The 26,868-nt window shown below is 72.1% G+C and carries 22 protein-coding genes; 9 read left to right on the top strand and 13 right to left on the bottom strand.

Annotated features, from left to right (window positions below; all coding sequences use genetic code 11):
- Positions 1-129: 129 nt before the first annotated feature.
- Genes ACH34R_RS26935 through pgsA form a run of 4 tightly spaced genes read right to left on the bottom strand, consistent with a single transcriptional unit; the run spans position 130 to position 3,384 of the window.
- Positions 130-672: a hypothetical protein gene (locus ACH34R_RS26935; RefSeq protein ID WP_111166700.1), complete on the bottom strand. Its 543-nt coding sequence runs from the start codon at positions 670-672 to the stop codon at positions 130-132.
- Positions 669-1,808, bottom strand: coding sequence for a glycosyltransferase family 4 protein (locus ACH34R_RS26930; protein ID WP_397564306.1), 1,140 nt, complete (start codon positions 1,806-1,808; stop codon positions 669-671). The genes ACH34R_RS26935 and ACH34R_RS26930 overlap by 4 nt, the downstream gene beginning before the upstream one ends.
- A 12-nt stretch (positions 1,809-1,820) precedes the next feature.
- Positions 1,821-2,747 (bottom strand): phosphatidylinositol mannoside acyltransferase, encoded by a 927-nt coding sequence (locus ACH34R_RS26925; protein WP_397564305.1) that lies wholly within the window; start codon positions 2,745-2,747, stop codon positions 1,821-1,823.
- Complete coding sequence (gene pgsA / locus ACH34R_RS26920; protein ID WP_111166719.1) at positions 2,737-3,384, bottom strand: phosphatidylinositol phosphate synthase; 648 nt, start codon at positions 3,382-3,384, stop codon at positions 2,737-2,739. Before pgsA ends, ACH34R_RS26925 begins: the two co-directional genes overlap by 11 nt.
- Before the next feature lie 890 nt (positions 3,385-4,274).
- On the opposite strand from pgsA, the gene ACH34R_RS26915 reads away from it, so the two are divergent.
- The 9 genes from ACH34R_RS26915 to ACH34R_RS26875 all read left to right on the top strand — a co-directional run bounded on the left by ACH34R_RS26915 (position 4,275) and on the right by ACH34R_RS26875 (position 17,877).
- Positions 4,275-5,252: a PLP-dependent cysteine synthase family protein gene (locus tag ACH34R_RS26915; protein WP_397564304.1), complete on the top strand. Its 978-nt coding sequence runs from the start codon at positions 4,275-4,277 to the stop codon at positions 5,250-5,252.
- On the top strand, positions 5,240-6,511 hold the full coding sequence (locus ACH34R_RS26910) for an MFS transporter (protein ID WP_397564303.1): 1,272 nt from the start codon (positions 5,240-5,242) through the stop codon (positions 6,509-6,511). Before ACH34R_RS26915 ends, ACH34R_RS26910 begins: the two co-directional genes overlap by 13 nt.
- Positions 6,504-8,987: an ATP-grasp domain-containing protein gene (locus ACH34R_RS26905; RefSeq protein ID WP_397564302.1), complete on the top strand. Its 2,484-nt coding sequence runs from the start codon at positions 6,504-6,506 to the stop codon at positions 8,985-8,987. Before ACH34R_RS26910 ends, ACH34R_RS26905 begins: the two co-directional genes overlap by 8 nt.
- The gene (locus ACH34R_RS26900; RefSeq protein ID WP_397564301.1) at positions 8,984-9,766 is read left to right on the top strand and encodes a hypothetical protein; all 783 of its coding nucleotides are present in this window, start codon (positions 8,984-8,986) and stop codon (positions 9,764-9,766) included. The genes ACH34R_RS26905 and ACH34R_RS26900 overlap by 4 nt, the downstream gene beginning before the upstream one ends.
- Positions 9,763-11,040: an acetyl-CoA carboxylase biotin carboxylase subunit family protein gene (locus tag ACH34R_RS26895; protein WP_397564300.1), complete on the top strand. Its 1,278-nt coding sequence runs from the start codon at positions 9,763-9,765 to the stop codon at positions 11,038-11,040. The genes ACH34R_RS26900 and ACH34R_RS26895 overlap by 4 nt, the downstream gene beginning before the upstream one ends.
- Before the next feature lie 18 nt (positions 11,041-11,058).
- The gene (locus ACH34R_RS26890) at positions 11,059-11,283 is read left to right on the top strand and encodes a tautomerase family protein (protein WP_397564299.1); all 225 of its coding nucleotides are present in this window, start codon (positions 11,059-11,061) and stop codon (positions 11,281-11,283) included.
- A gap of 327 nt (positions 11,284-11,610) precedes the next feature.
- On the top strand, positions 11,611-13,743 hold the full coding sequence (locus ACH34R_RS26885) for an elongation factor G-like protein EF-G2 (RefSeq protein WP_397564298.1): 2,133 nt from the start codon (positions 11,611-11,613) through the stop codon (positions 13,741-13,743).
- 183 nt (positions 13,744-13,926) lie between these two features.
- Entirely contained in the window at positions 13,927-15,540 is a 1,614-nt protein-coding gene (locus ACH34R_RS26880; RefSeq protein WP_397564297.1) for a glycoside hydrolase family 10 protein, read from the top strand.
- A 171-nt stretch (positions 15,541-15,711) separates the two neighbouring features.
- Positions 15,712-17,877 carry a hypothetical protein gene (locus ACH34R_RS26875; RefSeq protein ID WP_397564296.1) on the top strand — a complete coding sequence of 722 codons (2,166 nt, stop codon included), beginning with the start codon at positions 15,712-15,714 and terminating at the stop codon, positions 17,875-17,877.
- A 375-nt stretch (positions 17,878-18,252) separates the two neighbouring features.
- Here ACH34R_RS26875 and ACH34R_RS26870 read toward each other — a convergent pair whose 3' ends face one another.
- From ACH34R_RS26870 to ACH34R_RS26830, 9 genes are read right to left on the bottom strand one after another with little or no spacing between them, the layout of a single operon-like run.
- The gene (locus tag ACH34R_RS26870; protein ID WP_397564295.1) at positions 18,253-18,816 is read right to left on the bottom strand and encodes an HIT family protein; all 564 of its coding nucleotides are present in this window, start codon (positions 18,814-18,816) and stop codon (positions 18,253-18,255) included.
- A 47-nt stretch (positions 18,817-18,863) separates the two neighbouring features.
- Complete coding sequence (gene thrS / locus ACH34R_RS26865) at positions 18,864-20,837, bottom strand: threonine--tRNA ligase (protein ID WP_397564294.1); 1,974 nt, start codon at positions 20,835-20,837, stop codon at positions 18,864-18,866.
- A 43-nt stretch (positions 20,838-20,880) separates the two neighbouring features.
- The gene (locus ACH34R_RS26860) at positions 20,881-21,477 is read right to left on the bottom strand and encodes a glycoside hydrolase family 25 protein (protein ID WP_397564293.1); all 597 of its coding nucleotides are present in this window, start codon (positions 21,475-21,477) and stop codon (positions 20,881-20,883) included.
- A 35-nt stretch (positions 21,478-21,512) separates the two neighbouring features.
- Complete coding sequence (locus ACH34R_RS26855) at positions 21,513-22,670, bottom strand: glycosyltransferase family 4 protein (protein WP_397564292.1); 1,158 nt, start codon at positions 22,668-22,670, stop codon at positions 21,513-21,515.
- Positions 22,667-23,134, bottom strand: coding sequence for a hypothetical protein (locus tag ACH34R_RS26850; RefSeq protein WP_397564291.1), 468 nt, complete (start codon positions 23,132-23,134; stop codon positions 22,667-22,669). The genes ACH34R_RS26855 and ACH34R_RS26850 overlap by 4 nt, the downstream gene beginning before the upstream one ends.
- Positions 23,131-24,018 (bottom strand): sulfotransferase family protein, encoded by an 888-nt coding sequence (locus tag ACH34R_RS26845; protein WP_397564290.1) that lies wholly within the window; start codon positions 24,016-24,018, stop codon positions 23,131-23,133. The genes ACH34R_RS26850 and ACH34R_RS26845 overlap by 4 nt, the downstream gene beginning before the upstream one ends.
- Positions 24,019-24,074: 56 nt before the next feature.
- Positions 24,075-24,974 (bottom strand): sulfotransferase family protein, encoded by a 900-nt coding sequence (locus tag ACH34R_RS26840; RefSeq protein WP_397564289.1) that lies wholly within the window; start codon positions 24,972-24,974, stop codon positions 24,075-24,077.
- A 53-nt stretch (positions 24,975-25,027) separates the two neighbouring features.
- On the bottom strand, positions 25,028-26,179 hold the full coding sequence (locus tag ACH34R_RS26835; protein WP_397564288.1) for a globin domain-containing protein: 1,152 nt from the start codon (positions 26,177-26,179) through the stop codon (positions 25,028-25,030).
- Between the two features lie 4 nt (positions 26,180-26,183).
- Complete coding sequence (locus ACH34R_RS26830) at positions 26,184-26,771, bottom strand: pyridoxamine 5'-phosphate oxidase family protein (protein WP_397564287.1); 588 nt, start codon at positions 26,769-26,771, stop codon at positions 26,184-26,186.
- Between the last annotated feature and the right edge of the window lie 97 nt (positions 26,772-26,868).

The raw sequence follows: 26,868 nt of genomic DNA, 5'->3' as shown, positions 1-26,868 counted from the left end.
GAGTCATCCCCTTCGGTTTTGCCGTGAATCGGGAAGAGCTTACCGATGCGACCTGCGAAGAAGCTCAAAAACGGGTAACGAAGGTCAACAAACCCCCACTTCGCACCATACAGCTCGGATCACGACACCTCACTCGGCCGCCATCGACGCGGGCGGGGTGTCGTCGATCTCGAAGAAGCTCGGGTACTCGGTACGGCCGGCCAGCCGCAGCGTGCGGGCCAGCCAGCGGCGCTGGGCGGTACGGGTGACCCCGACCGCGTTGTTGTAGAACCGGCGGGCGTAGACCACCTTGGCCACGGCCTCGTCCAGTTCCTCCAGCAGCCCGGCCCCGCCGGGGGCCTCGGCCAGCTTCTCCCGGAAGCGCTCCTGCTCCACCGCCGCCCGCAGGGTGCCGGACAGGTCGCTCTCGGCGTGCTCGCGTTCGTCGGGACCCGCGGTACGGGCCTCGTGGGCGGCCGAGGCGAGGACCAGCGACGTGGCCGGGTCCAAGATCCGCGAGGCGGCCAGTTCCAGGCACACGGCGGCGCGCCGCACCAGGGCCGCGTCCAGCGCCTCCCTGGCCAGTTCCAGGCGGATGTGCAGGCGGTCCAGCCGACCGGCCCGCCAGGAGATGTAGACGGCGGTGAGCACCAGCACCACGCCCACCACCAAGATGACCACCGTGGACGTCATGGGGCGTCCGACCTGTCCTCGACGACCCCTGCCTGGTGCTGGGTCACCGTCTCGTACACCCGCACCACGTCACGCGCCACCGTGGACCAGTCGTACTTGCGCACCGCGCGCCGTGCCTCCTCCGCCAGCCGGGACCTGCGCCCGGGGTCGTCGAGCAGCCGCCCGGCCTCCCGCGCCAGCGACCCGGCGTCGCCGTTGCGGAACAGCGCGCCCGCCTCCCCGTCGCCCAGCACCCGGCGAAACGCCGGGATGTCGCTGGCCAGCACGGTGGCCCCGGCCGACATCGCCTCGGCGAGCACGATGCCGAAGCTCTCCCCGCCGGTGTTGGGGGCGCAGAAGACGTCCACCGAGTGGTAGGCGCGGACCTTCTCCTCCTCGCTCACCATGCCGAGCAGCGTGACCCGGTCGCGGAACTCGGCGGGCACCCGCTCGTAGACGTCGCCGGCGTCGCCGGGACCCGCGATCAGCAGCCGCGTCCGCGGGCGCTCGGCGGCCAGCGCGGCGAACGCGTCCAGCAGGATCGGCAGGCCCTTGCGCGGCTCGTCCATCCGGCCGAGGAAGCCCAGCGTGTGGCCGTCCGGGCCCCAGCCGTCCAGTGGCTCGCCCTCGGCGTAGCGGCCCACGGTCACGCCGTTGGGGATCAGCACGGTGTCCCCGCCGAACTGCTCCACCAGGCTCTTCCTGGCCGCGTCGGAGACCGCGATCCGGCCGCTGATCTTCTCCAGCGCGCTGCGCAGCATCGGCTCGGCGACCGCGATGGCCCGCGAGCGCACCCAGGAGGCGTGGAACGTCGCCACGATCGGCCCCCTGGCCGCCCAGCAGGCCAGTACGCCCAGGCTGGGCACCAGCGGCTCGTGGATGTGCAGCACGTCGAAGCGCCCCTCGCGGATCCAGCGCCGCACCCGGGCCGCCGACAGGAAGCCGAACGCCATCCGCGCCACCGAGCCGTTGTAGGGCACGGGCACCGCCCGCCCCGCGGGCACCACGTACCCGGGGACGGCCGCGTCATCGGAGGCCGGGGCGATCACCGAGACGTGGTGCCCGTCGGCGATCAGCGCCTCGGCCAGGTCGCGGACGTGCGCCATCACTCCGCCGGGCACGTCCCAGGCGTAGGGACAGACCAGGCCGACCCTCATGGACCACACCCGTCACCCATGCCGCGGCTCCAGGTCGGAAAGCCACATCCGCTGCAACATATGCCAGTCCTGGGGATGCTCGGCGATGCCCTTCTCGAAGACGTCCACCAGGCTCTGCGCCACCGCGGCGACCTTCTCCTGCCGGGTGCCCTCCTGCGGGACGGGGACCTCCGGGTGGATGTGGATCCCCCAGTCGTCGCCCTCGAACCACAAGATCACCGGCAGCAGCGCGCAGCGGGTCTGCACCGCGAGCAGCGGCGGCCCGGCGGGCACCCGGCTGGCCTCGCCGTAGAACCGCACCTCCACGCCCTTGGCGGTGAGGTCGCGTTCGGCGGGCAGGCACACCACGCCGCCCCGCCGTACCCGCTGGGCCAGCGTGGCGTAGCTGTGCCCGTCGCCGCCGGTCAGCGGCAGCACCTCCATGCCGAGGCCCTCGCGGAACCGCGTGTAGCGCAGGTACAGCGACTCGGGACGCAGCCGCTCGGCCACCGTCGTGAACGGGTGGCCCACCGCGGCCAGCCACGCGCCCGCCTGGTCCCAGTTGCCCATGTGCGGCAGCGCGAGCACCGCGCCGCGCCCGGCCTCCGCCGCGGCCTGTACGTGTTCCAGGCCGATGACGTGGCTGCGCGCGACCACCTCGTCCGGGGACATCGCGGGCAACCGGAAGATCTCGTGGAAGTAACGCAGGTAGGACCGCATCCCCGCCCTGCTCAGCTCACGCATCTGGGGGCTGCCCGGGGCCATCCCGGTGACCCTGGCCAGATTGGCCTCAAGGCGCAGCACGCCCTTGCCGCGGCGGCGCCACACCTGGTCGGCCACCATGCGGAAGGCGGCCGACGTCAGCCGCTCGGGCAGCCTGGGCAGCAGGGTCCAGCCCGCCGCGAAGCCGGCCGCCACCAGGCGCTCGGTCAGGCTCGCCTTGTCGCGCTCAGCGCTCATCGCTCTCCCGGTCTGCCGCGGAACCGGCGGGCACGCCGTCCGCTGTGGTCTGGCGGTGGACATGCAGCACGCGCTGGACCACGGTCACCGCACTGCCCAGCGCGAGCAGCCACAGGCCCACGCCCAGAATGTACGGCACGCCGAGGCCGGACAGCCCGGCGGCGACCAGTGCGATCAGCAGCCGCTCCGGCCGCTCGACCAGCCCGACGTCGCAGGACAGGCCGAGACCTTCGGCCCGCGCCTTGACGTAGGACACCATCGCGCCGGCGACGAGGCAGAACATCGCCACGCACGCGAGCACCATCTGGCCGCTGAGCACGCACCAGAAGGTCAGGCCCGCGAAGATCGACGCGTCGCCGACCCGGTCCAGCGTGGAGTCCAGGAAAGCGCCCCAGGTACTGCCCCCGGTGCCGCCCAGCCGGGCCAGCACGCCGTCGAGCAGGTCGGCGAGCACGAAGAAGGTGATCACCAGGGTGCCGGGGAAGAGCATCCCTTGCGGGAAGAAGAACAGGGCCGAGGCCGCCGTGCCGAGGGTGCCCAGGGCGGTCACCGTGTTCGGACTGACGCCACGGCGGGCCAGCGCCGTGCCCAGCGGGGTCAGGATCCGGGTGACTGCGGGGCGCAGAAGTTTGAGCATCGCGGTCCGATCGTAGGACACGTGGCGCCAAGACCGCCCTGGAACGCACGTGAGCCGAGCTTTACCCTCCCCCATCCGAGATCATCCGCGCGGCCCGCCGGTCCGGTCATATGGACGTGGGCTTCGTGGCGGGCCTGACTCAGAACGCGAAAGCGATCCAGGCTCAAAGGGCAAGCGGATATCGACGGCGCCGCTTCTCGCATGCTTCTCGCCATCGGAAAGCGAACGAGAAGAGAGAAGAAAGCCCTTCGGTCGAAGATTGGGACGGTCCGGCCACGAAGTCCGGCTCGGTCTCCGTTCGCGGCTCGACCGTGACGTCGCCCGGAACGCCAATGAGACGTTAGTCCGGCGATGCCGGGTGCGCCCGATCGACGTTGAAGTCGAGCGGGCTTCCTGCATTTCCCGGGCCGCACGAATATCTCCCGAAAAATACGGCAAAAGGGTTGACCCTCATATGAATAAAGTGTCACTCTTTCCGCGTGGAACTCCTGCGCCCGAATCGAGCCGCGGCGACGCGCCGCCGGCTCTCCGGGGGCGGTGTTCGTCGAACCGCGCCGGGCGAGCCGAGGCGGTAGGGCCGAATACCCGCGTGTCACCTGAGCACTGCGGCACGCCGGGAAACGGCTGCACCGGCCGGTCCCGAAGCCGGATCATCCAGGTACGCCATTGGCCTTCCCATGCGGATTCGCCCATCCGCACGTCCGGCTCCTTCGTCGCATGAGTCGCCGTGGCTCTGCCGGGACCGCTGATCGGCCCGTGGGGCCCGTGCCGCGCTGTGGACCTTCGCCGGTCCGGCGGTCGGCGGCGGTGTCCTGACCTACCCGCCGTCCGCCGTCCACGACTCGCCCAGCCTGCCCACGCCAACGCATAGATCCCCCGAGAGGCCTCCGATGCCGAACACCTCAGTCGAGCATTTCCCCATCACGCCCCCCGCTCCGCCGCCGGCCCGGTCCGGCGGCGTCGAGACGGTCGAGGACCTCATCGGCGGGACCCCGCTGCTCCGCCTCAGGCTCGATGGCGTGCCGCCGGCCGCCACCGTGCTCGCCAAGCTGGAAGCGGCCAACCCTCTGTCCAGCGTCAAGGACCGCGCCGCGGCGTACATGCTGCGGGCGGCCGAGGAGTCCGGGGCGCTGGCGCCCGGCGCCACCGTGGTCGAGTCCACCTCGGGCAACACCGGCATCGCGCTGGCTTCGCTGGCAGCCGCCCGTGGCCATCCCTGCGTGATCGTGCTGCCGGACAACGCGTCGCGGGAGCGGGTGCTCACCCTGCGCATGCTGGGCGCCAGGGTCGAGCTGACCGATCACGCCCTGGGCTTCCTGGGGTGCGTGGAACGGGCGGAGGAACTGCACGCCGCCATCCCCGGCTCGTGGTACGCCCGCCAGCACGAGAACCCGGACAACGTACGGGCGCACTACGCGACCACCGGCCCGGAGATCTGGGCGGACACCGGTGGCACGGTGGACGTGCTGGTGTGCGGGGTCGGCACCGGTGGCACCCTCACCGGCACGGGCCGCTACCTGCGTGAGCGCAACCCGGACCTGCGGATCGTGGCGGTGGAGCCCGCGGGCTCGCCGCTGCTGTCCGGCGGCTCTCCTGGACCCCACCGGATCCCGGGCCTGAACGGCGGCTTCACCAGCCCCGTCACCGATATCAGCTGCATCGACGAGGTGATCACGGTGCCGGACGAGGCCGCGGCGCAGATGACCCGGGCCATCGCCGCCCGTACCGGGCTGCTGGTGGGCATCTCCTCGGGAGCCGCCGCGCACGGCTGCGCCGAACTCGCCCGCCGCCACGACCTGTCGGGCCGGACCGTCGTGACGATCTTCCCGGACAGCGGTGAGCGGTACCTGAGCTGGTGGCCGGTCTGATGGGCTACCGGGAACTGCACCGCACCGTCAAGCTGCGCCTGGGCGTGGGCTTCTGCCAGCGCTTCCTGGACATCATGCTGGTCCCGCTGATGGTCATCCACTTCTCCGGCCTGTACGGTGCGGCCCTGGCCGGCCTGATGACCCTGGGGACCGCGGTCGTCGCGATCGGCGGCACCCTGGCCGGCGGCCATCTGGCGGACGTCCACGGGCGCCGCCCGATACTCCTGCTCGGGGAACTCGGCGGCGTGCTCTGCTTCGCCGGGCTGGCTCTGGTGAACTCGCCGCTGGGCGGCGGCTCGGGCGTGCTCACGTACCTGCTGTACCTGGGCGCGGCCGGCTGCGCGGCGATCGCCCTCCCGGCCGGTGAGGCGATGATCGTGGACGTCTCCACCCCGGAGAACCGGACCACGGTCTACACGCTCAAGTACTGGTCGATCAACGTGGCCTTCATGCTCGGCTCGCTGACCGGCGGTTTCCTCTACACCGGCTTCTTCTTCCACCTGCTGCTGGCCGGGGCGCTGGTGAACCTGGGCATCTTCCTGGTGACCTTGCTCGCGATCGGCGAGACCTCACCCGGCGGCACCGCCAGTGGCCTGACCGCCATGCTGGCCGGCTACGTCTCGGTGGCCCGCGACCGGATCTTCCTGCGGCTGGTGCTGGCCGCGCTGCTGGTCCGGGCGATCGAGGTGCAGATCTCCACCTACATCGCGGTACGGCTGAGCAGCGACTTCACCCCGCAGCGGCTGCTGGACATCGGCCCGTGGCACCTCACCGTGGACGGCGTCAACACGCTGGGCATCCTGCGTGCCGTCAACACCTTCCTGGTCGTCTGCCTGGGCCTGTTCGCGGGCCGGCTGTTCGGGCGGCTGAGCGAGGAGCGGCGGCTGATGGCCGGCATCGTGGTGTTCACCGCCGGATACGCGGTGTGGGCGGTGAGCGGGGACGTCTGGGTGCTGATCGGGGCGGCCGTGGTGGTCACCGTCGGCGAGCTGATGAACGCGCCGGTCAAGCAGACCCTGCTGGCCAACCTGGTGCCCGCGTCCGATCGCACCAAGTACATGGCCGCGTACGGCCTGGCCATCCGGCTCGGCCTGGTGGTCGGTTCGGTGTGCGTGTCGCTCGGGTCGGTGCTGCCCTCCTGGGGGATGGCCGCGCTCTACGTGGTCTTCGGGGCCACCGCCATCCAGTTGTACCGATCGCTCTTCCGGGACCTGGGCGACCGCACGGCACTGCTGGAAGGAGCACGGTCCCGTGACTGACGACAACAGGCTGCTGATGGTGCAGCCGTACAGCCAGCTGGTGCAGAAGGCGGTCGCCGCCGGCTTCACCGTGTACTCCATCTGGGATCCCGCGCTGGAGACCCCCGAGTACCTGCGGGACGTGGCCGAGCACTCCGCCGAGCTGCTGCTGACCGACTTCTCCGACGTGGCGGAGCTGCGGCGGCTGGTCCGCGAGACGGCGGTCGCCCGCGACGTGGCCCATGTGCTGCACCTGGGCAAGGAGCAGACCATGCTGCCGGTCGCCGAGGAGGCGCACGCCCTCGGCCTCGCGCCCAACACCCCGGCGGCGATCCGCGCGCTCAACGACAAGGCCGCGACCCGCGAGCTGCTGGCCGGGCACGGCCTGTCGCCGGTGCGGTCCGTCCGGGCCGGCGCGCCCGGCGAGCTGGCCCCGTTGCTGACCGGCTTCGACCTGCCGGTGATCGTCAAGCCCTGCGGCCTCCAGGGCAGCGCCGGGGTACGGCTGGTGCACGCCGCCGGCGAGCTGGCCGACTGGACCGCTGAACTGGCCGCCCTCGGCTACCACGGCCCGGTGCTGGCCGAGGAGTACCTGCGCGGCCCGGAGTTCAGCGTGGAGACGCTGTCCGCGGGCGGGCGTCACCAGGTGATCGGCATCACCGCCAAGGAGACGATGCCGCCGCCGCTGTTCGTGGAGACCGGGCACGTGTTCCCGGCGCCGCTGCCGGAGGCGGACGCGGCGGCCATCGCCGGCCTGGTGACCGCCTTCCTGGACGCGGCCGGACTCACCTTCGGCCCCGCGCACACCGAGGTCATCCTCACCGGCGACGGCCCCCGGATCGTCGAGTCGCAGGCCCGGCTGGGCGGCGACCGCATCCCATCGCTGATCAGGATCGCCACCGGGTTCGACATCGAGGCGGCCGTCTTCGAGGCGCTCGCCGGGCGGCCGGCCCTGCCCGGACCGGCGCGCGCGACGGGCTGCGTGTCCTTCTTCCAGTTGCCGCCCGGCCCGATCGCGGCGGCCGGCGGGGTGGAGCAGATCGCCGCGCTGCCCTTCGTGCGCGAGGTGAAGTTCCGCTTCGGGCCCGGTGACGTGCTCCCGGTCACCCGGCACTCGCGCAGCCGGCACGGCTACGTCGTCACCGAGGGGCCGACCCCCGAGGCGGCGCGCGACCGGGCGGCCGAGGCCAAGGCGCTGCTGTGGGTGGAACCCGAGGGCACGCCGGTCAACGCGGTGCGGCGGATCGCGGCGGCGACGCCGGATCCGGCCCGTACCCTGCTGCTGATCGGCCACCTCACCGAGCCGATCCGGCTGGCCAAGTCGCTGGGCCTGAACGTGATCCTCATCCAGCACAAGGACAAGTTCCAGCCCGAGCAGGCCGAGCTGGCCGACGTCACGCTGATCGCCGACTACACCGACTGGGCGGTGCTCCGGCCGCTCGCCGAGGCGGCGCACCGGATCTGGAACTTCTCCGCCGCGCTGTCGCTGACCGAGCCCGGGCTGGAACCCGCCGGCCGGATCAACGACCTGTTCGGGCTCGGCGGCACCGGCCACCGGGCCGCCCACCTGCTGCGCGACAAGCTGGCCATGCGCCGGCACCTGGCCGCGGCGGGCGCGCCCACGGTCGCCGCGGAGCCGCTGCGGGAGCGGGAGGACCTGCGCGCGTTCGGCGACCGGCACGGCTACCCCTTCGTGGTCAAGCCCACCGATCTGACGGCCGGCTTCGGCATCTCGCTGGTCCGCGGACCGCAGGACGCCGGACCGGTGTGGGAGCGGGTGCGGGAGACGCGCGCGGACGGGGTGGACCGGGGCACCACGCTGTACGAGGTCCAGGACTACCTGATGGAGGAGTACATCTCCGGGCCCGAGTACAGCGTGGAGAGCTTCAGCTTCGCCGGGCGGCACGTGGTCGTGGCGATCACCGAGAAGCTGGTCGGCGCGGCGCACTTCGCCGAACTCGGCCACGCCATGCCCGCCCGGGTGGACGCCGGCACCGCCGCCGCGATCACGGCCGCGACGGCCGAGTTCCTTGACGTGATCGGGGTCGCGGACGGACCGGCCCACACCGAGCTGCGGATCTCGCCGCGCGGCCCGCTTGTCATCGAGTCCCACAACCGGATCGGCGGAGGCCGCATCGGGGCACTGGTGCGGGCGGCCTACGGCATCGACCTGACCCATTACACGCTCGCCTGGCCGTTCGGCCTGGTCAGCGCATTGCCGGGGCCGCCGGAGCCGATCGGCGCCGCGTGCGCCCGCGGGCTGGTCGGCAGGCCGGGCCGGATCGCCGCCGTCGAGGGCGTCGAGGAACTGCGGGCGCACCCGGACGTGCTCGCCGTCGATGTGAGCGCCCGGCCGGGGGCGGTGGTGCGCCGGATGCGCGACAACTGGGACCGGCTGGGCCTGGTCGCGGTCGCCGCCTCTGACACCGACAAGGCCGTGCGGCTGTGCGAGGAGCTGATCGAGACGGTGACCGTCAGGATGGAGGGCGACCGGTGAGCATCGTCATCCTGGACCGGCCCGGCCGGCCGCTGCTCCCCTATCCGCAGTGGCTGGACGCGGCGCCGGTGCTGCTGACCGGCCGGCCGGAGTCGTCCGTGGACGGCACGGGTTACGGCGGCCTGCGGTACCTGACCGGGCTCGGATTCGCCGCGGCGGAAACGGCGGTGCGCGACCTGGCCGCACGCGGCCAGATCACGGCCATCGTCGCGGTCGATCCCGCCGACCAGGTCAGGGCGGGCGGCCTGCGCGACCTGCTCGGCCTGCCGGGTCAGTCCCGGGACGCGGCGCTGCCGCTGGCGGACCCGGTGGCGGCGCGGGCGCTGCTGCGGCGGGCCGGCATTCCCGTCGTACGGCGGGCGGGGGTGCGCCGGGTGTGCGACCTGTACTGGTACGCCCATCGCTGGGGCTACCCGCTGCTCGTCCGGCGACGCCGCGCGCCGGGCAGGCCGGTCGTCGCCGAACTGCGCGACGAGCCGGGGCTGCGCGCCTTCGCCGCAGGACGGCTGCCGGAGGACCCCTCCCTGGTGCCCGACCTGACCGTGGAGTCCCCGGTGGGCGGGGCGCGGCATCGCGGCCCCGGCATCGCCGTGACCGACGCCGCCCTCGCCCTGCTACCCGACACCCCGGGCCATCCGCGCGCCGTCGAGGCGGTACGCACCGCGACCGGCGACTGGCTGATCGACACCGTCCACTACGATCCCCGCGGCGCGTCCACCCGGGCCGCGGTACGCGCCCAGGCGGCCCTGCCCGCCGTCGCGCAGGAGGCCGCACGATGAGCGTCCTGGTTCTGCACTACCGCGGTTCGATCGCCGCGACACCCTATGACCGGTGGGTCGCCGAGTACGGCGGCGACGTCCTGCTGCTCACCGCCGAGGAGGAGAATCTCACCCCGGCCGCCGCCGGCTACCGGCACGCGGCGGCGGTGCCCGGCTACGAGACCGGCGGCCGGGTCGAGGCCCTCTGCCTCGACCTGGCCCGCGAGCACGGCGTCCGGCACGTCGTGGCCTGTCAGGAGCGGGATCTGGAGCGGGCCGCCCAGCTTCGGGAGATCCTCGGGTTGCCCGGCCAGCGGCTGGACGGCGTGCTGCCGTTCCGCGACAAGGTCCTCATGAAGGAGCGGTTCATCGCCGCGGGCCTGCCGGTGGCTCCGTACCGGGAGATCGAGTGCGCCGCGGACCTGCTCGCCTTCGCCGGGGAGCACGGCTTCCCGGTGGTGGTCAAGCCCCGCGACAGCGCCGGCTCGGTGGGGCTGCGGATCCTGCGCTCCGCGGGCGAGCTGGAGACGTACCTGGCCGACGAGCTGGACCTGTACGGCGAGCATCCGCCCAACCTGATCGCCGAGCGGTTCGTGCCGGGGCCGATGTGCCATGTGGACGGGCTCGTGGTGGGCGGCCGGGTGGTGCTGGCCTGGCCGTCGCAGTATCTCTACTCCCTGTCGTCCTTCCGTGAGGATCGGGGCGGCAGGATGGATGTCACGCTCGACGTGGACGACCCGCTCACCGGCCGCCTGGTCGAGCTGACCGAGCGGGCGCTCCAGGCTCTGCCCGGCCCCCGGGACTTCGCCTTCCACGCCGAGATCTTCCACACGCCCGGCGACGAACTGGTGCTGTGCGAGATCGCCTGCCGGACCGGCGGCGCCTCGGTCCGCGACGTCATCCGGATCCTGTTCGGTGTCGATCCGACCGAGTCCTGGGTACGGGCGCAGCTCGGCCTCCCGCTGCCCGCGGCGCTCACCGGGACCGGCTCAGGACGGCCCCGGCCCGCCCGGATGACCGGGCAGTTGGTGCTGATGAAGCGGCCCGGCAGGGTGGTCTCGGTGCCCGATGGCCCGCCGCCGTTCCCGTGGATCGAGAAGTACCAGGTCTTCGTCCAGCCGGGACAGACCATGCGCGCGGCCACCTTCTCAGCGGACTTCCTGCTCACCACGCTGGTGTCGGGGCCCGACCGGGCGACCTGCGTCGCCCGGCTGCGCCAGGTCGAGGCGTGGTTCATGGACGGGCTGGTACTGCGCGATCCGGCACTCGCCCAGCCCCACCACACCAACGCATGAATCTCCAGGAGGTCTCCCATGCCGCACATCTCCATCAAGCACTTCCCCGCCGACCTCACCCAGGAGCAGGAGGACACGCTGCTCGCCAGGGTCACCGACGCGGTGACCAGCGCCTTCGGAGTCGACGAAGGGGCGGTCTCCATCGCGCTGGAGCCGGTGCCGGCGCAGTCGTGGCACGAGCTGGTGTACCAGCCGGAGATCATCGACCACCGCCACCTGCTTCGCAAGAACCCCTCTTACTGATGAGAGGGCGGCCAGGGGTCCGGCACGCTCAACGGTCCTGATCCGGGGTAAGTACCAGTTGCCGGTCCAGCGGTCCTCACCGCCGCGGGCGGCGCGCTTGATCGTGCAGGTCATCCGTCGGCCTTGATGATCTTGGGAGGCAGTCTTGCTCGCAGGTCGTTCACCTGCATGGCCTTCAGGTGGCTTTTGGTCTAGCGTCTAGGTATTTGGTGAACACACCGCGTCTTGTCGGTGACCCAGCAAGTTCGGCACAACGGCGCGTCAGAACGCGGTGGCGGACCGGACGCGGCCCTGCGCCGCGGTGGACGAGACGACGCTGGAGGCGAAATGGCTGACAAGACGGCCGGCGCGACCGCGGGAGCCGCGGGCAGGGCACCGGCGGCCGACCTGCCTGAGATGGTGCGCAACGTGGTGCTGGTCGGCCATTCCGGAGCGGGCAAGACGACGCTCGTCGAGGCCCTGCTCGCGGCGACCGGCACCATCTCCCGCACCGGACGCGTCGAGGACGGGACGACCGTCAGCGACTTCGACGAGGTCGAGGTGCGCCAGCAGCGCTCGGTCAACCTGACCCTCGCCCCGCTGGTGCACAACGGCATCAAGATCAACCTCCTGGACACCCCCGGCTACGCCGACTTCGTGGGCGACCTGCGGGCGGGGCTGCGCGCCGCCGACGCGGCGCTGTTCGTCGTCTCCGCCACCGAGGGCATCGACGGCCTCACCAAGCTGCTGTGGGAGGAGTGCGCGTCGGTGAGCATGCCCAGGGCCGTGGTGATCACCAAGATCGACCATCAGCGGGCCGACTTCGACGCGGTGCTCACCTCCTGCCAGAGCGCCTTCGGCGACGGGGTGGCGCCGCTGTACCTCCCGCACGACGGCGGGCTCATCGCGCTGCTCTCGCAGCGGTTCATCGACTACTCCGGCGGCACGCCCGCCGTATGCGACCCGTCGCCCGACACGCTCGACACGATCGAGCAGTACCGCGGCATGCTCATCGAGGGGATCATCCAGGAATCCGAGGACGAGTCCCTGATGGACCGCTACCTGTCGGGCGAGGAGATCGACCCCAAGGTCCTCATCGAGGACCTTGAGAAGGCGGTGGCCAGGGGCGGCTTCTACCCCGTGCTGGCCTCGGGCACCGGGATCGGCGCGCAGGAGCTGCTGGAGATCATCACACAGGGGTTCCCGTCCCCGCCGGAGCACCCGCTGCCCGAGGTCACCACGATCGACGGCGGGCCGGTGCGCGACCTCGCCTGCGACCCCGACGGCCCGCTCGTGGCCGAGGTGGTCAAGACCACCAGCGACCCCTACGTGGGCCGGATCAGCCTGGTGCGGGTCTTCTCCGGCACACTGCGGCCGGACATGACCGTGCACGTCTCCGGGCACGGGCTGGCCGACCGCGGTCACGAGGACCACGACGTGGACGAGCGGATCGGCACGCTGTCCTCCCCGCTCGGCAAGACCCAGCGGTTCGCCGGCAAGTGCGTGGCCGGCGACATCACCGCCGTGGCCAAGCTGTCCCGGGCCGAGACCGGCGACACGCTGTCCGACAAGGAGCGCCCGCTGCTGATGCGGTCCTGGACGATGCCCGACCCGCTGCTGCCGGTGGCGATCCGCGCCAAATCCAAGGCCGACGAGGACAAGCTGAGCCAGGCCCTCGCCCGGCTGGTCGCCGAGGACCCGACGCTGCGCCTGGAGAACAACGCCGAGACCCGCCAGCTCGTCCTTTGGTGCATGGGCGAGGCGCACGCCGACGTGCTGCTGGACCGTCTGGCCAAACGGTACGGCGTGGAGGTCGAGCGGGTGGACCTTCGGGTGCCGCTGCGCGAGACCTTCGGCGGCCGGTGCCAGGCCATGGGCCGCAACGTCAAGCAGACCGGCGGGCACGGCCAGTACGCCATCTGCCACCTGGAGGTGGAGCCGCTGCCCTCGGGCGGCGGGTTCGAGTTCGTGGACAAGATCGTCGGTGGCGTCGTGCCCCGGCAGTTCATCCCGTCGGTGGAAAAGGGCGTGCGCACCCAGATGGAACGCGGGGTGCTCGCCGGATACCCGATGGTCGACGTCAAGGTCACCCTGTACGACGGCAAGGCCCACTCGGTGGACTCCTCCGACATGGCCTTCCAGATCGCCGGTTCGCTGGCGCTGAAGGAGGCCGCGGGCAAGGTCGCCACCCTGCTCCTGGAACCCGTCGATGAGATCTCCGTGCTGGTGGACGACGACTACGTGGGGTCGGTGATGTCCGACCTCTCCTCGCGGCGCGGCCGGGTGCTCGGCACCGAGCCGGTCGGTGCCGGCCGCACGCTCGTCCGGGCCGAGGTACCGGAACTGGAGATCACCCGCTACGCGATCGACCTGAGGTCGATGTCCCACGGCACCGGCGCCTTCCAGCGCACCTTCCTGCGCTACGAGCCGCTGCCCGGGCACCTCGCCGACAAGGTGGTGTCCGCCCAGCACGACGATTGACTCCCGCACCACCCGTCGCACCGGCCCGAACGCCCTCAGGCGGCGCCCCGCCCGGACGCCGCCCCGGGGGTTCACTTTCATCACACAAGCATCACGAAACGATTTCTTTCTTCCGGTCAAAGCATTCCGCCCACGATGTAAGACTGGGGAACCATGCGTACCGGACACCAGGAGACCAGCGTCATGCGGAAGGCGCTTCTCGCCTCAGCGGTCGTCGCCGTGGCCGCCACCGCCACCGCCTACGCGTTCGGCCCCGACGCGGAGGCCGGGCAGCGGGACAAGCGGGCGGGCGAGGCACGCACCGCCGTCAAATCCGGCCCAGGGTCCGGCACCGAGTCCGTCGCCACGGGCGAGACCGGCCGTCAGGCGCACGCCGTGACCTCCGCCCCCGACTGCAAGGTCGACAAGGCCCGGCCCAAGCGCCAGCTTCGCGGGGTGTGGATCGCCACCGTCAACAACCTCGACTGGCCCTCCAAGAGCGGCCTGTCGCAGCAGCGGCAAAAGGCCGAGTACACCCGCATCCTGGACAACGCCGCCAAGCGCCGGTTCAACGCGGTCTTCGTGCAGGTCCGCCCCGCCTCCGACGCGATCTACAAGTCGCCCCACGAGCCGTGGTCGCGCTTCCTCACCGGCACCCCCGGCAAGGACCCGGGCTGGGACCCGCTGCCCTTCCTGATCTCCGAGGCGCACAGGCGCGGCCTGGAGTTCCATGCGTGGTTCAACCCCTACCGCGCGGCCGACGACAAGGGCGGCAAGCTGCCCGCCGCGCACCCGGCCAGGCGGCACCCCGACTGGGTGGTCAGGCACGAGGGCCGGCTCTACTACAACCCCGGCCTGCCCCAGGTCCGCGAGCACGTGGTGAAGGTCGTCACCGACGTCACCACCCGCTACGACGTGGACGGCGTGCACTTCGACGACTACTTCTACCCCTATCCGGGGCAGGGCACGAGGTTCGCCGACGAGGCGGCGTTCCGGAAGTACGGCAAGGGCAAGAGCCTGGCCGCCTGGCGGCGGGACAACGTCAACAAGCTGGTCGCCGAGGTCGACGCCGCCGTGCACGAGGCGCGGCCCGAGGTGAAGTTCGGGATCAGCCCGTTCGGCATCTGGCGCAACAAGGCCCAGGACGCCTCGGGGTCGCGCACCAGCGGCATGTCGGCCTACGACCAGATCTTCGCCGACTCCCGCCACTGGATCAAGAACGGCACGGTCGACTACATCATCCCGCAGCTCTACTGGCCGCGCGGGCAGGCCAACGCCGACTACTCGGCGCTCGCCCCGTGGTGGGCCGAGGAGGTCAAGGGCAGCGGCGTCCACCTGTACATCGGGCAGGCGCTCTACCAGGTCGGCACCACGGGGGCCTGGCGCAAGCCGGGCGAGCTCCCCGCGCACCTGACGCTCGGCCGCAAGCACAAGCAGATCAGCGGCGATGTCTACTTCAGCGCCAAGTCACTGCTGGCCGACCCGCTCGGGGTGCTCGGCCGGCTGGGCTCAGAGCACTATACGCGCCCGGCGCTGCTTCCATTGATCAAGGACCGCGGCGGCGAGGCCCCGCCCGTGCCGGCCGATCTGCGCGTCTCCGGCGGTGAGCTGACCTGGAAGCCGTCGCAGGGGGCCAGAGCGTACGCGGTCTACCGGGTGGACGGCGAACCGGGCCGCTGCGCCACGGCCGACGCGACCAACCTCGTCGCGGTCGTCTCCGACGGCAACGCCATCGCGGCCAAGACGCCCGGCACCTACCTGGTCACCGCGCTGGACCGCCTGCACAACGAGTCCGAGGCCGCCCGGATCAAGGTCTGAGCTACCACTGAGGCAACACTGAGCCACCGATGAACTACTGCGGGGCCGGGGTTTTCCACAGAATCCGGTGAATCCTGGACGCGCGGCCCCAGCCTCCCCTACCGTGCCCGTCAGCGTACAGTGCCGCGGATCAGACCCGGCAGAATGTTGTGCGGCAAGGGGGAGGTTCTGGTGAGGCGGACACTGCTCGCGTTGTTGGCGTCGCTCGTCTTGGGCACGGCCGCTCCCGCATGGGCGGCCACCGACACGCAGGCCACCGATGCGGGTGCCACGGGTGCCCAGAGCGCCGCCGAAGGGGCGCAGGGCGTCGTGGCGTTGCTCGGGGTTCCGGGGCTGCGCTGGAGCGACCTGAGCGCGCGGGAGACGCCGAATCTTTGGAAGGTGGCCGCCGAAAGCGCGCTCGGATCGCTGTCGATCCGCACGGTCGGCCCGGTCACCTGCCCCTACGACGGGTGGCTGACGGTCTCGGCGGGCATCCGCTCGGCGGTCGGCTACCGGTGCGGGCTGCCGCCGGTGCCCGAGCGGCGCGGCGCGGGCGCGGTCATCCCCGACTACGGCTACCTGCACGCCGTCGCCGGGCAGCGGCATGCGGGCGCGCTGGGCGAGGCACTGCGGGCGGCCGGGCGGTGCACCGCCGCGATCGGCCCCGGCGGGGCGCTGGCCCTCGCCGACCGCTCCGGCGCGGTGGACGTCTACCTGCCGTCGGCCGACGGGCTCACCACCGCCTCGCTGGGCGGGTGTCCCGTGGTGGCCGCCGACATCGACGACATCGCCCGGCCGTACATGGCGGGCGGCTACATCCCGCGCGAGGCGGAGCCCGTCGCGCCCGAGGCGCGCGCCGCCGCGGTCCGGGCCGCCGACGCCAAGGCCGGGGCCGTGCTGGCCGCGCTGCCGCCCGGCGCCACCGTGCTGGTGGCGGGCCTGTCCGACCACGGCTCGGTACCCCACCTGCGCGCCGCCATGCTGCGCGCTCCCGGGGCCGCGGGCCACACCCTGGGCACGACCTCCACGCGGCTCGACGACGTCACGATCATCCCCGACATCACCGCCACCCTGCTGCACGCCGCGGGCGTCGCCGCGCCGCCCAACGTGGTGGGCACCCCCTGGGCGCCCGGCCAGGACGGCACCGGGCCGGTCCAGCAGGCCGCCGGTGCCTTCGAGGACGACGACGCGGCGGGGCAGACCATCAGGAACATGCTGACCGGCTTCTTCTTCGGCCTGGCCGTGTTGCAGGTGGCGTTCTACCTGGCGGCGTTCGTGCTGATGCGGCGCAGGAAGGCCCTCGGCCGGGTCCGCACCGCGGCGGTCGCGCTGTCCTCGGTGCCGGTGGCCAGCCTGCTGGTGAACCTCGTTCCCTGGTCGGCGGCGGGCAGCCCGCTGCTGGCGCACGTCGGCGTGATCGTCGCCATCGCCGCGCTGATCGCCGCGGTCGCGCTGGCCGGCCCGTGGCGGCGCAGCCCGCTCGGCCCGCTCGCGGTGGTGGCCGGGATCACCGGCTGCGCCCTGGCCGCCGACCTGCTCACCGGCACCTCCCTGCAGCTCAACAGCGTGATGGGCTACACCGCCGTGGTCGGTTCGCGCTACTACGGCCTGGGCAACATCCCGTTCGCGCTGCTGGCCACCGGTGTGCTGCTGACCTCGACCGTGGTGGCGCACCGGCTGCTGGAGCGCGGCCGGCGGACGGCGGCCGTGGCGGCGGTGGCGGTGCTCGGCGGCATCGCGATGATCCTGGGCGGCTGGCCGGGCATCGGCAGCGACTTCGGCGGGGTGATCGCGTTCATTCCGGGCATCGCGGTGACCGCGCTCATGATCGCCGGCCGCCGGGTCTCGCTGGTCAAGCTGGCGGTGTTCTGCGTCATCGGCGGGGTCGTGGTGATGGCCATCGCGTTCCTGGACTACCTGCGCCCGCCCGCGTCGCAGACGCACCTCGGCAGGTTCGTCGGCCAGGTGCTGACCGGCGAGGCGATCGAGGTGATCCTGCGCAAGCTGGCCGCGATGATCGGCACCATGGCCAACCCGATCCTGATGCCGATCCTGATCGCCGCCGCGGTCTTCCTGGTGTACGCGGTCCGCCACCCGGGGCAGGCCAGCGCGGGCGTGGTGCCGGCCGCCTTCGAGCACTCCCCCGCGCTGCGCGCCGGGCTGGTGGGCACGCTGGTCAGCGGCGTGGTGGGCATGCTGGTCAACGACTCGGGGGCGGCGGTGCTGTCGATGGCCCTGGCGCTGGCCGTGCCACTGGTGATCGCCGCCGGGGTGGCCGCGCTGCCCTCGGGCGGCCGGGAGACCACCGGCCCGCTACTTCCGGCCACGCCGCCCGTCACCCCCAAACCGGCCTAGCACCCGCCCCCGCCGGGCCCCTGAAACCCGGGCGGCCCCCGACGCCCAGCCCACCGGGAGTCGCGCTCCGGGGCGGCCATCACGCCGCCCAGCCACCGGGAGTCGCGCTCCGGGGCGGCCATCACGCCGCCCAGCCCGCCGGGGGTCGCGCTCCAGGCGGCCGTAAGGCCGTCCCGCCACCGGGATTGCGCTCCAGGCGACCACCACGCCGCCCCGCCACCGGGATCGCACTCGGGGCGACCATCACGCCGTACCGTCGCCGGGAGTCGCGCTCCGGACGGCCGTAAGGCCGTCCCGCCACCGGGATTGCGCTCCGGGCGGCCATCATGCCGTACCGTCGCCGGGCCCTGACGGTCTGGGGCGCCCCGGGGGGCCTCAGACCCCCTCGTCGTCGGTGGGCCAGGCCCGGGCCAGCATGTCGCGCGTGTCGGCCAGGAGTTGCGGCAGCACCCTGGTGTGGCCGACGACCGGCATGAAGTTGGTGTCGCCGCCCCAGCGGGGCACCATGTGCTGGTGCAGGTGGGCGGCGATCCCCGCGCCGGCCACGCCGCCGAGGTTCATGCCCACGTTGAAGCCCTGCGCGCCGCTCGCCCGGCGCAGCGCGACCAGCGCGTTCTTGGTGAAGCCGGCCAGCTCGGCGGTCTCCTGGTCATCGAGGTCGGCGTAGTCGGAGACATGCCGGTAGGGGCAGACCATCAGGTGGCCGGAGTTGTACGGATAGAGGTTGAGCACCGCGAACACCGACCCGCCGCGGGCGATGATGAGCCCCTCGGCGTCGTCCAGCTTGGGGATCTCGCAGAACGGGCATCCGTCGCCGGGCCCGGTGCCCGCGGGTTTGCCCTCGCCCTTGATATAGGCCATGCGGTGCGGGGTCCACAGCCGCTGGAAGGCGTCCGGGGCGCCCGCGCCCGCCTGTTCGATCGGGTCGCTGTCGTGCATGCCAAGCAGCATAGGGCGTGCCGGCGGGGGCTCGGGCCGGGAGGGTGTCAGACCTGGACGCGCCGGGCCACGGCGTCGGTGATCTCCTCGATCGCCTCGTCCACGGGCACGCCGTTCTTCTGCTCGCCGCTGCGGTAGCGGAAGGACACCGCGCCCGCGGCGATGTCGTCGTCACCGGCCAGCAACATGAACGGGACCTTGGCCTTCTGGGCGTTGCGGATCTTCTTCTGCATGCGCTCGTCGCCCTCGTCGACCTCGACCCGGATGCCCCGGGCCGCGAGCTGCTCGGCGACCGCCTTGAGGTGCGGGACGTGGGCGTCGGCGATGGGGATGCCGACGACCTGGACGGGGGCCAGCCACGGCGGCATCGCGCCCGCGTAGTGCTCCAGCAGGATCGCGAAGAACCGCTCCACCGACCCGAACAGCGCCCGGTGGATCATGTAGGGCCGCCTGCGGGTGCCGTCGGCGGCCTGGTATTCCATGTCGAAGCGCTGCGGGAGCTGGAAGTCGACCTGAAGGGTGGACAGTTGCCAGCGGCGGCCGATGGCGTCGCGGATGTGGACGTCGATCTTGGGTGCGTAGAACGCGCCCTCGCCCTCCGCCACGATGTACGGCACGCCGGACTTGTCCAGCGCGTGCCGCAGCGCGGCGGTCGCCTCGTCCCACTCGGCGGGGTCGCCGACGAACTTCTCCGGCCGGGTGGCCAGCTCCGCCTCGAACTCGGTCAGGCCGTAGTCGCGCAGCAGGTCGATGACGAACTGCAGCAGCGAGGCCAGCTCGTCGGCGAGCTGGTCGGGGGTGACGAAGATGTGCGCGTCGTCCTGGGTGAAGCCGCGCGCCCTGGTCAGGCCGTGCAGCACGCCGGACTTCTCGAAGCGGTAGACGGTGCCCAGCTCGAACATCCGCAGCGGCAGCTCACGGTAGGACCGCCCGCGGGCCTTGAAGATCGTGATGTGGAACGGGCAGTTCATCGGCTTGGGGTAGTACTTCGCGCCCTCCATCTCCATGGGCGGGTACATCCCGTCGGCGTACCACTCCAGGTGGCCGGAGGTCTCGAACAGCGAGGACTTGGTGAGGTGCGGGGTGACCACGAACTCGTAACCCGCCTCCTCGTGCCGCACCCTGGAGTATTCCTCCATCACCCGCCGCACCCGGCCGCCCTTGGGGTGCCACACGGCCAGGCCGCCGCCGATCTCGGCGGGGAAGCTGAACAGGTCGAGCTCGGTGCCCAGCTTGCGGTGGTCGCGCCTTTCGGCCTCGGCCAGCATGGTCAGGTAGGCGTCCTGCGCCTCGCGGGACTCCCAGGCGGTGCCGTAGATGCGCTGGAGCTGCGGGTTCTTCTCGCTGCCGCGCCAGTAGGCGCCGCCGGTGCGCATCAGCTTGAAGGCGGGGATGACCCGGGTGGTCGGCAGGTGCGGGCCGCGGCACAGGTCGCGCCAGCGGCGCTCGCCGGTCTTCGGGTCGAGGTTGTCGTAGATCGTCAGCTCGCCCGCGCCGACCTCCACGCTCGCGCCCTCGCCCGCGTCGGCCGCGCCGCCCTTGAGCCCGATGAGCTCCAGCTTGTACGGCTCGGCGGCCAGTTCCTCGCGCGCGTCGCCGTCGGTCACCGGCCGCCGGGAGAACGCCTGGCCCTGCTTGACGATCTCGCGCATCCGCTTCTCGATGCGCTTGAGGTCGTCGGGGGTGAACGGCTGCTCGACGTCGAAGTCGTAGTAGAACCCGTTTTCCACCGGCGGGCCGATGCCCAGCCTGGCGTGCGGGAACAGGTCTTGCACGGCCTGGGCCATGACGTGCGCCGTGGAGTGGCGCAGGATCGCCCTGCCGTCGTCGCTGCCGATCTCCACCGGCTCGACGGTCTCGCCGTCACCGACCTCGGCGGCGAGGTCCTTCAGCTCGCCGTCGGCGCGGGCGGCGATCACCGTCGTCCCGTCGGCCGACAGCGCCTCGCCGTACGTCGTGCCCGCCGCCACCGCACGCTCGGCTCCGGCGAGGGTGATGCGAAGGTGCGCCACGGCAGACACGGTTTCTCCTAGATCGCTTCGAGACGACTGAGTACACCGCATGTTACCGGTGGCGAAGACCCAGCGCGGTCAGGTCGTCCGTGGTACCGGCGAACACGTTCAGGTCCACCGGGCTGTGCGCGTACTGGTGGATCCGCCACTCCCGCCAGGGCGCGGGGACCTCCGGATCGCCCGGCGGCCTGCCGGGCGAGGAGATCCACAGCGGGTGGCCGCCGAGCCCGGCGCAGTTGCCCTCCTTGGCGAAGGCGGCGTGGGTGTGGACGAAAGGACGCACGCCGCACTCGCGTTCCACCGCGCGGCACCACTCCAGGGCGAAGGCGGACACCCCGGCGGGCTCGACGCCGCCGGCGCGGTCCACGACGAGGGCGAGCAGGTCGCCTCGCGCCGCTCCGCCGGCCGCCGCCACGACGCCGAGGAAGTGCCCGGCCTGGGCCGCCGGATCGGCATCGGGCCGGGCGACGTGGTAGGCCCCGCGCACCAGGCCGTGCTCGCGCATCGCCGCCCACTCGACCGCGAACCGCCTGTCGGTGACGGCGGCGCCCTCGCTCGCCCGGGCGAACGCGAAGGCGACGCCCGCCCGCGTGTGCGCGGCCCAGTCCACCGCGCTCTGCCAGTCGGAAACGTCGATGCCGGTCAGCATGCGCACCTACCCCCGTGACGGCCGGGGCGCGGCGGTCACCGCCCGGATCGCGCCGCGCTCAGCTCGGAGAACAACGCCTCCCAGCGTGGCATGACCGAGGCCGGGGCGTAAGCCGCGACCGTCTTGGCGGCGCGCGCGCCCATCCGCTCGCGCAGCGCCCGGTCGCCGATCACCGTCTTCAGCGCCGCGGCCAGGCCGGGCACGTCCTTGGGCGGCACCAGCAGGCCCTCCTCGCCGTGGGTGACGACGTCGGCGGGGCCGGTCGGGCAGTCGAAGCTGACGATCGGCAGCGCGTGCGACATGGCCTCGATCATCACCATCGGCAGCCCCTCGAACCGGGAGCTGAGCACGAACACCGACGCCTTGGTCAACTCGTCGTGGAAGTGCTCCGAGCGGCCCATCAGGAAGGCGTGGTTGTAGAGCCGGAGCTGCTCGATCTGGCCGCGCAGCCGGTCCTTGCGCGGGCCGGTGCCGTAGATCCGCAACTGCCAGTCCGGGTGGTCGCGCACGACCTCGGCCCAGGCGGGCAGCAGCATGTCGAAGCCCTTCTGCGGGTACAGTCGGCCGGCGGCCAGCACGATCTTGCCGCTCTGGTCGGAGAAGGGCTGCTCCAGGGAGTGCACCGAGTTGGGGATGCGCTCCACCCGCGCGCCGGGGATGGCCTCCTGGTACTCCCTGCGGTCGCCTTCGGTGAGCACCACGACCGCGTCGAACTTCGCGTAGTTGCGCAGCACCGCGTCCCGTACGGCGGGCCGGTGCGTGGAGAGGTTCATGTGCTCCTGGGCGACCCGTACCACGCCGCGGCCGGCGTGCCTGGCCGACAGTAGGTTGAGCGCCGGGCGGGTGGTGACCAGCACACCGCCGGTGAGCCCGGCGATATAGGACGCGACCGCACGTTCGACGGCCGGGGTGAAGTAGTGGGCGGCGAACTCGCCCCTCGGCACGGCCCCGCCACGGAGCCTGCGCGCGAGCCGGGCGGCCAGGCTCGGCTCCCGCACCCCCGCGCGCTGGTCGACCAGGGCCGCCAGCCGGACCCGCGGGTCGATCGCGAACTGGGGCTCCTCGCGCCGCCGTACGACGCTGACCACCTCGACGTCGTGCCCGGCCGCGGCCATCGCGTTGGCCTGGGTGATCACCGTGCGGATGGTGCCGCCCATCCCGTAGGCGTGCAGCAGCAGGTATCGGATCTTCATGCGGTCTCCGTCACCCGCTCATAGTCGACCGACAGGTTCTCGTGCACCGTGTAGCGGGGGCGCACCTCGACCCGCCCGCCGTCCGCGGGGAAGGTCTGCGCGGGGTAGATCATGATCGTGTTCTTGGCGCGGATGTCGTCCAGCCGGCGTCCCACGCGCAGCCGTTCGCCGCCGTGGACGAGGTAGAGGTCCCAGACGCCCTTGCCGGGGGCCTCGGGCGGGGCCAGGGCGGCGATGGGCACGACGGCCTCGAACGTCTCCCCCGACACCGACGCCGGGTGTTCCAGGGACAGGCCGCGCGGCCCGCGCAGCGCGCACTGCACCAGCCAGCCCTGCTGCGGGGCGGCGGCGGTCAGTCCGTGCAGGTGGCCCAGCACGCGGATCTCGCCGTCCTCGGGCCAGACCTGCTCCACCTCGGCGTGCGGGGCCGGCTGCTCGTCCCCTTCGGTCATGCGCTCGGTCATGCGGCGTAACCCCAGGCGAGGCAGATCTCCTTCAGCGCGGCGGGGACGTCCTCCCGCCGGGGAAGCTCCCGCCCGGGTTGCACGGCGCCCGAGCGGATCTTGTCCTTCCAGTCGCCGAGGCCCTTGACGAACCGGGTCTCCCCGCCGTATTCGAGCATCCCGGCCTCCCATTCGACGTCCAGGAACTCGCAGATGCGCCGGGTCTCCCGCGCGGGGTCCTCGGTCAGGTCCTCATAACGCACGGTCAGGCCGGTCAGCGCGGTGCGGGCGCGCTGCACCGCCTTCATGTAGCGCAGTGCATCGGCGATCGCGGCGTCCATGTCCCGCCGGTCGGGGGCGGCCTCGTGCCAGGAGGTGGCGATGGACACCGGGTGGCGCAGCAGGAAGATGAACCGGGCCCCGGGCCAGCAGGCGCGCAGCCGCTTGTAGGCGAAGGCGTTGGCCGGGGTCTTGTCCACGATGATGCTCTTGCCCGAGCGCACCAGCTCGCGGTGCAGCAGCCGGTCCCAGAGCAGGTGCTCCAGGTCGGCCTGGTTGTGCCCGAGGGCGTCCATGGCCTTCTCCGCGAGCGAGGTGCCGAACCCCACGGTCAGCCGCCGCACGTGCAGCTCGTGCGGGGCGTGAATCCGGGTGTGCGCGTTCAGGATCACCCGCAGCAGCGTCGATCCCGACCGGACCGGCGACAGCACGAACACCGGCGCGACCAGGCGGTCGTGCTCGGGATCGGCGGGCGGGCGCACGAGCTCGTCCGCCGCGGCGGCGGGCCGTGCGGGCAGGGTCGCCGCCGCGTGCTCAGGGACGGCCGCGGCCGTGCCCTGGACGCGGCTGAAGCGGAAACCGGTCAGTCCACCGACGGTTTCGTTGACCTTGCGCTTCCAATTCATGAACGGGGAGGTTAACAACGGATCCTGAGCGTTGCCTGGGTAACCCCGATTTCCCGCTACGCGGAGAGATACCCCCAGCTCCGGCACACATCGATCAGTTCGGGCGGGATCTCGTCCTCGGCGGGCAGCGGGCGGCCCGGCTGCACGGTCCCGCTGCGGATCTTGTCCCGCCAGTCGCCGATGCCCTTGACGAAGTCGCCGTGCGTGTGGTCGCCGTAGTGCAGCATGCCCTGCTCCCACTCCACCCCGAGGAAGGCGCAGATGCGCCTGGTGTGGGTCGCGGGGTCGCCGGTCAGCTGCTCGTAGGTCAGGCGCAGGCCGGGGAGTTCGGCCATGGCCTCCTCCAGGTACTTCATGTACTGGTAGGTGTGCCGGACGGCCTCGGGCATCGGCCGGGCCTCCGGGTCGGCCTCGTGCCAGGAGGTGGCGATGGACAGCGGGTGGCGCAGCAGGAAGATGAACTTCGCCTCGGGCCAGGCGGCGGCCAGCCGCCGGTAGGCGAACACGTTGCTCGGCGTCTTCTCCACCAGGATGCGCTTGCCGCTCTTGGCCAGCTCGCGGTGCAGCATGCGGTCCCAGACCAGGTGCTCCACGTCGCTGTGGGTGTGCCCGAGCGCGCGCATGGCCTGCTGGACCGGCTCGGTGGGGAGGTTCACGGTGATCCGCCGCACGTGCATCTCGTGCGGCGCGTGGATCTGGGAGTGGCTGTTCAGCATGACGCGCAGCAAGGTCGAGCCGGACCTGACCGCGGAGAGCACGAACACCGGGTCGGGGATCAGCCGGTCGGCGGCGTCGGCCGGTCCGCGCACCTCGTCGCCGGCCATCCGCGGCGGCAGCAGGGCCGACCGGGGAACCCGCGGGACGGGCGGCGGCTTGCGCGCCAGGCGCTCGGCCCTCGTGAGGTTGTAACCGGTGATCCCTTCCAGGGTCGCGTTGACCTTACGCTTCCAGCTCATGGCCATGCAGAGTAGAAAGCGCCGGTTACCGGAGGGTTAACTGCACCTGTGCGTTAGCGGCCGACCGACGGCGCGGCCCAGGGCAGCGCGAGCCCGCCCTCATCCACAGCCTCCATATGCACGTTATGCCCCGATACGCCCATGCGCAGCAGCCGCGCGGTGCACGCCTGGACCATACCGGGGGAACCACAGATGAAGACCTCGCTGTCGGCCGGGAGGCGGTGCCTGGCCACGGTGTCGGCGACGCTCTCCCTCGGCGGGTGGGCCGGATCGTCGGAGACCGCGAGCACGAACCTCATCCGGCCGTGCTGCTCGCGCAGCCGCAGCAGGTCGGGCAGGTCGTACGCCTGGCTGCGCAGCCGTACGCCGTGGAAGAGGTCCACCGAGGGCCGCTCGTGCATCCACGCGGTCTCCTCGATGATCGCCTTGAGCGGCGCGAGGCCGGTGCCGCCCGCGATGAAGACCAGGTGGGAGGCGGTGGACCTGCTGAGCACCATCGAGCCGCGCGGCGCTCCGAGGAACACGGTGTCGCCCACGGCGGTGCGGTGGGCGAGCGCGGTGCTGACCCAGCCGCCGGGGACCACCCGCACGTGCAGGGAGATCAGGTTGTCCTCGCGGGGCGGGTTCGCGATCGAGTAGGGCCGCCACACCCTGGGCCACTGCCTGGTCTGCACGGTGGTGTACTGCCCGGCCTGGAAGAGGTACGGGTGGCTCGGCCGCAGCACGATCACCGCGAGGTCGTGGGAGCGCAGCTCGTGCCCGACCACGGTCGCCGTCCAGTACGGCGGGGACGCGTGCGAGTCCCGCTCCGCCGCCTCGCTCATCACCCGGGCGATGAGGTCGTAGGCCGCCGCCCACGCCTGGTCGTAGGCGGGCAGCCACACCCCTTGCGCGTTCACCCGCATGGCGGTGATCAGGCAGGCGCCGAGCAGCGGATAGTGCTCGGGCACCACACCGTACTTGCGATGATCGCGGCCGAGTTGCCCCAGGTAGGTGGTCAGCCCCTCGATCTCGCCGAGGCTCAGCACCACGCGGGTGAGCGCGTGCAGCAGACGATCGCGCTGAAGGTCCATCGCGGCCGGGAACATGCCCCTGACCTGCGGATAGCGGGAGAACAGCAGGGCGTAGAAGTCGGCGGCGACCTTGCCCGAGCGCGGTTCGACCAGGGACCAGCTACGGCGGATCAGGGCGGTGTCGATGGCCATGGCGTCAGTGCGGCCCGTTTCCGTCGCGCGGCGACGCCCCGGCGCGCGCCCTCGCCACTCCGAAGTGGTCGCCCGCCGCGGGCCGGGGGCCGTCCTTGCGGTCCTTCCTGGCCAGCCGGGGGATGTGTTTGGAGCAGTGGATGTAGGCCTCCTCCACGTCCACCTTGACCCAGCGTTCGACGCGGCGGCCCGGCGAGGTGCGGTCGTCGTCGGCGAGGCCGTAGCGGCGGGCGGCGTCCAGCGCGGTGGTGATGGTGGCCCTGCCGTTCACGTGCAGGCCGGCGAGGTCGTCGAAGAAGTCGATGAAAAGCAGGCTGATGTGCGGGTTCTCCAGGATGTTGCCGAGGCTGGCCAGCACTCCGTTGCCGCGGAACTCGGGGTAGACGAGCGTGCTGTCGTCGAGCACCCGCACGAAGCCGGCCGGGCCCGATCGGAAGGTGGTGTCGCAGTTGCCGGCCGCGTCGGAGGTGCCGACGAAAGCCATCTCCTGGCGGGCGATGAACTCCCGCATCTCGTGCGTCAGGCGCTCGGTGAACTGGCGGCGGTAGAAGTTCTCGGCCCGTTCCCCGGTGGCGAACAAGGACTGCAGCACGTGCTCTCCGTGTGATCCGGGCAGGTTGCAGTCGTCCGTTCGCGTGTCGTGCCCCACTCGCACTCCCCCCTCGTAAGGCTGCGGGCGCGGCGGCTAA

The sequence above is a fragment of the Spongiactinospora sp. 9N601 genome, from assembly GCF_044326295.1.
GTDB classification, from domain to species: Bacteria; Actinomycetota; Actinomycetes; order Streptosporangiales; family Streptosporangiaceae; genus Spongiactinospora; species Spongiactinospora gelatinilytica.
Note: the sequence above shows the minus strand (reverse complement) of the source record. Positions and strands in the feature narration are given on the sequence as shown.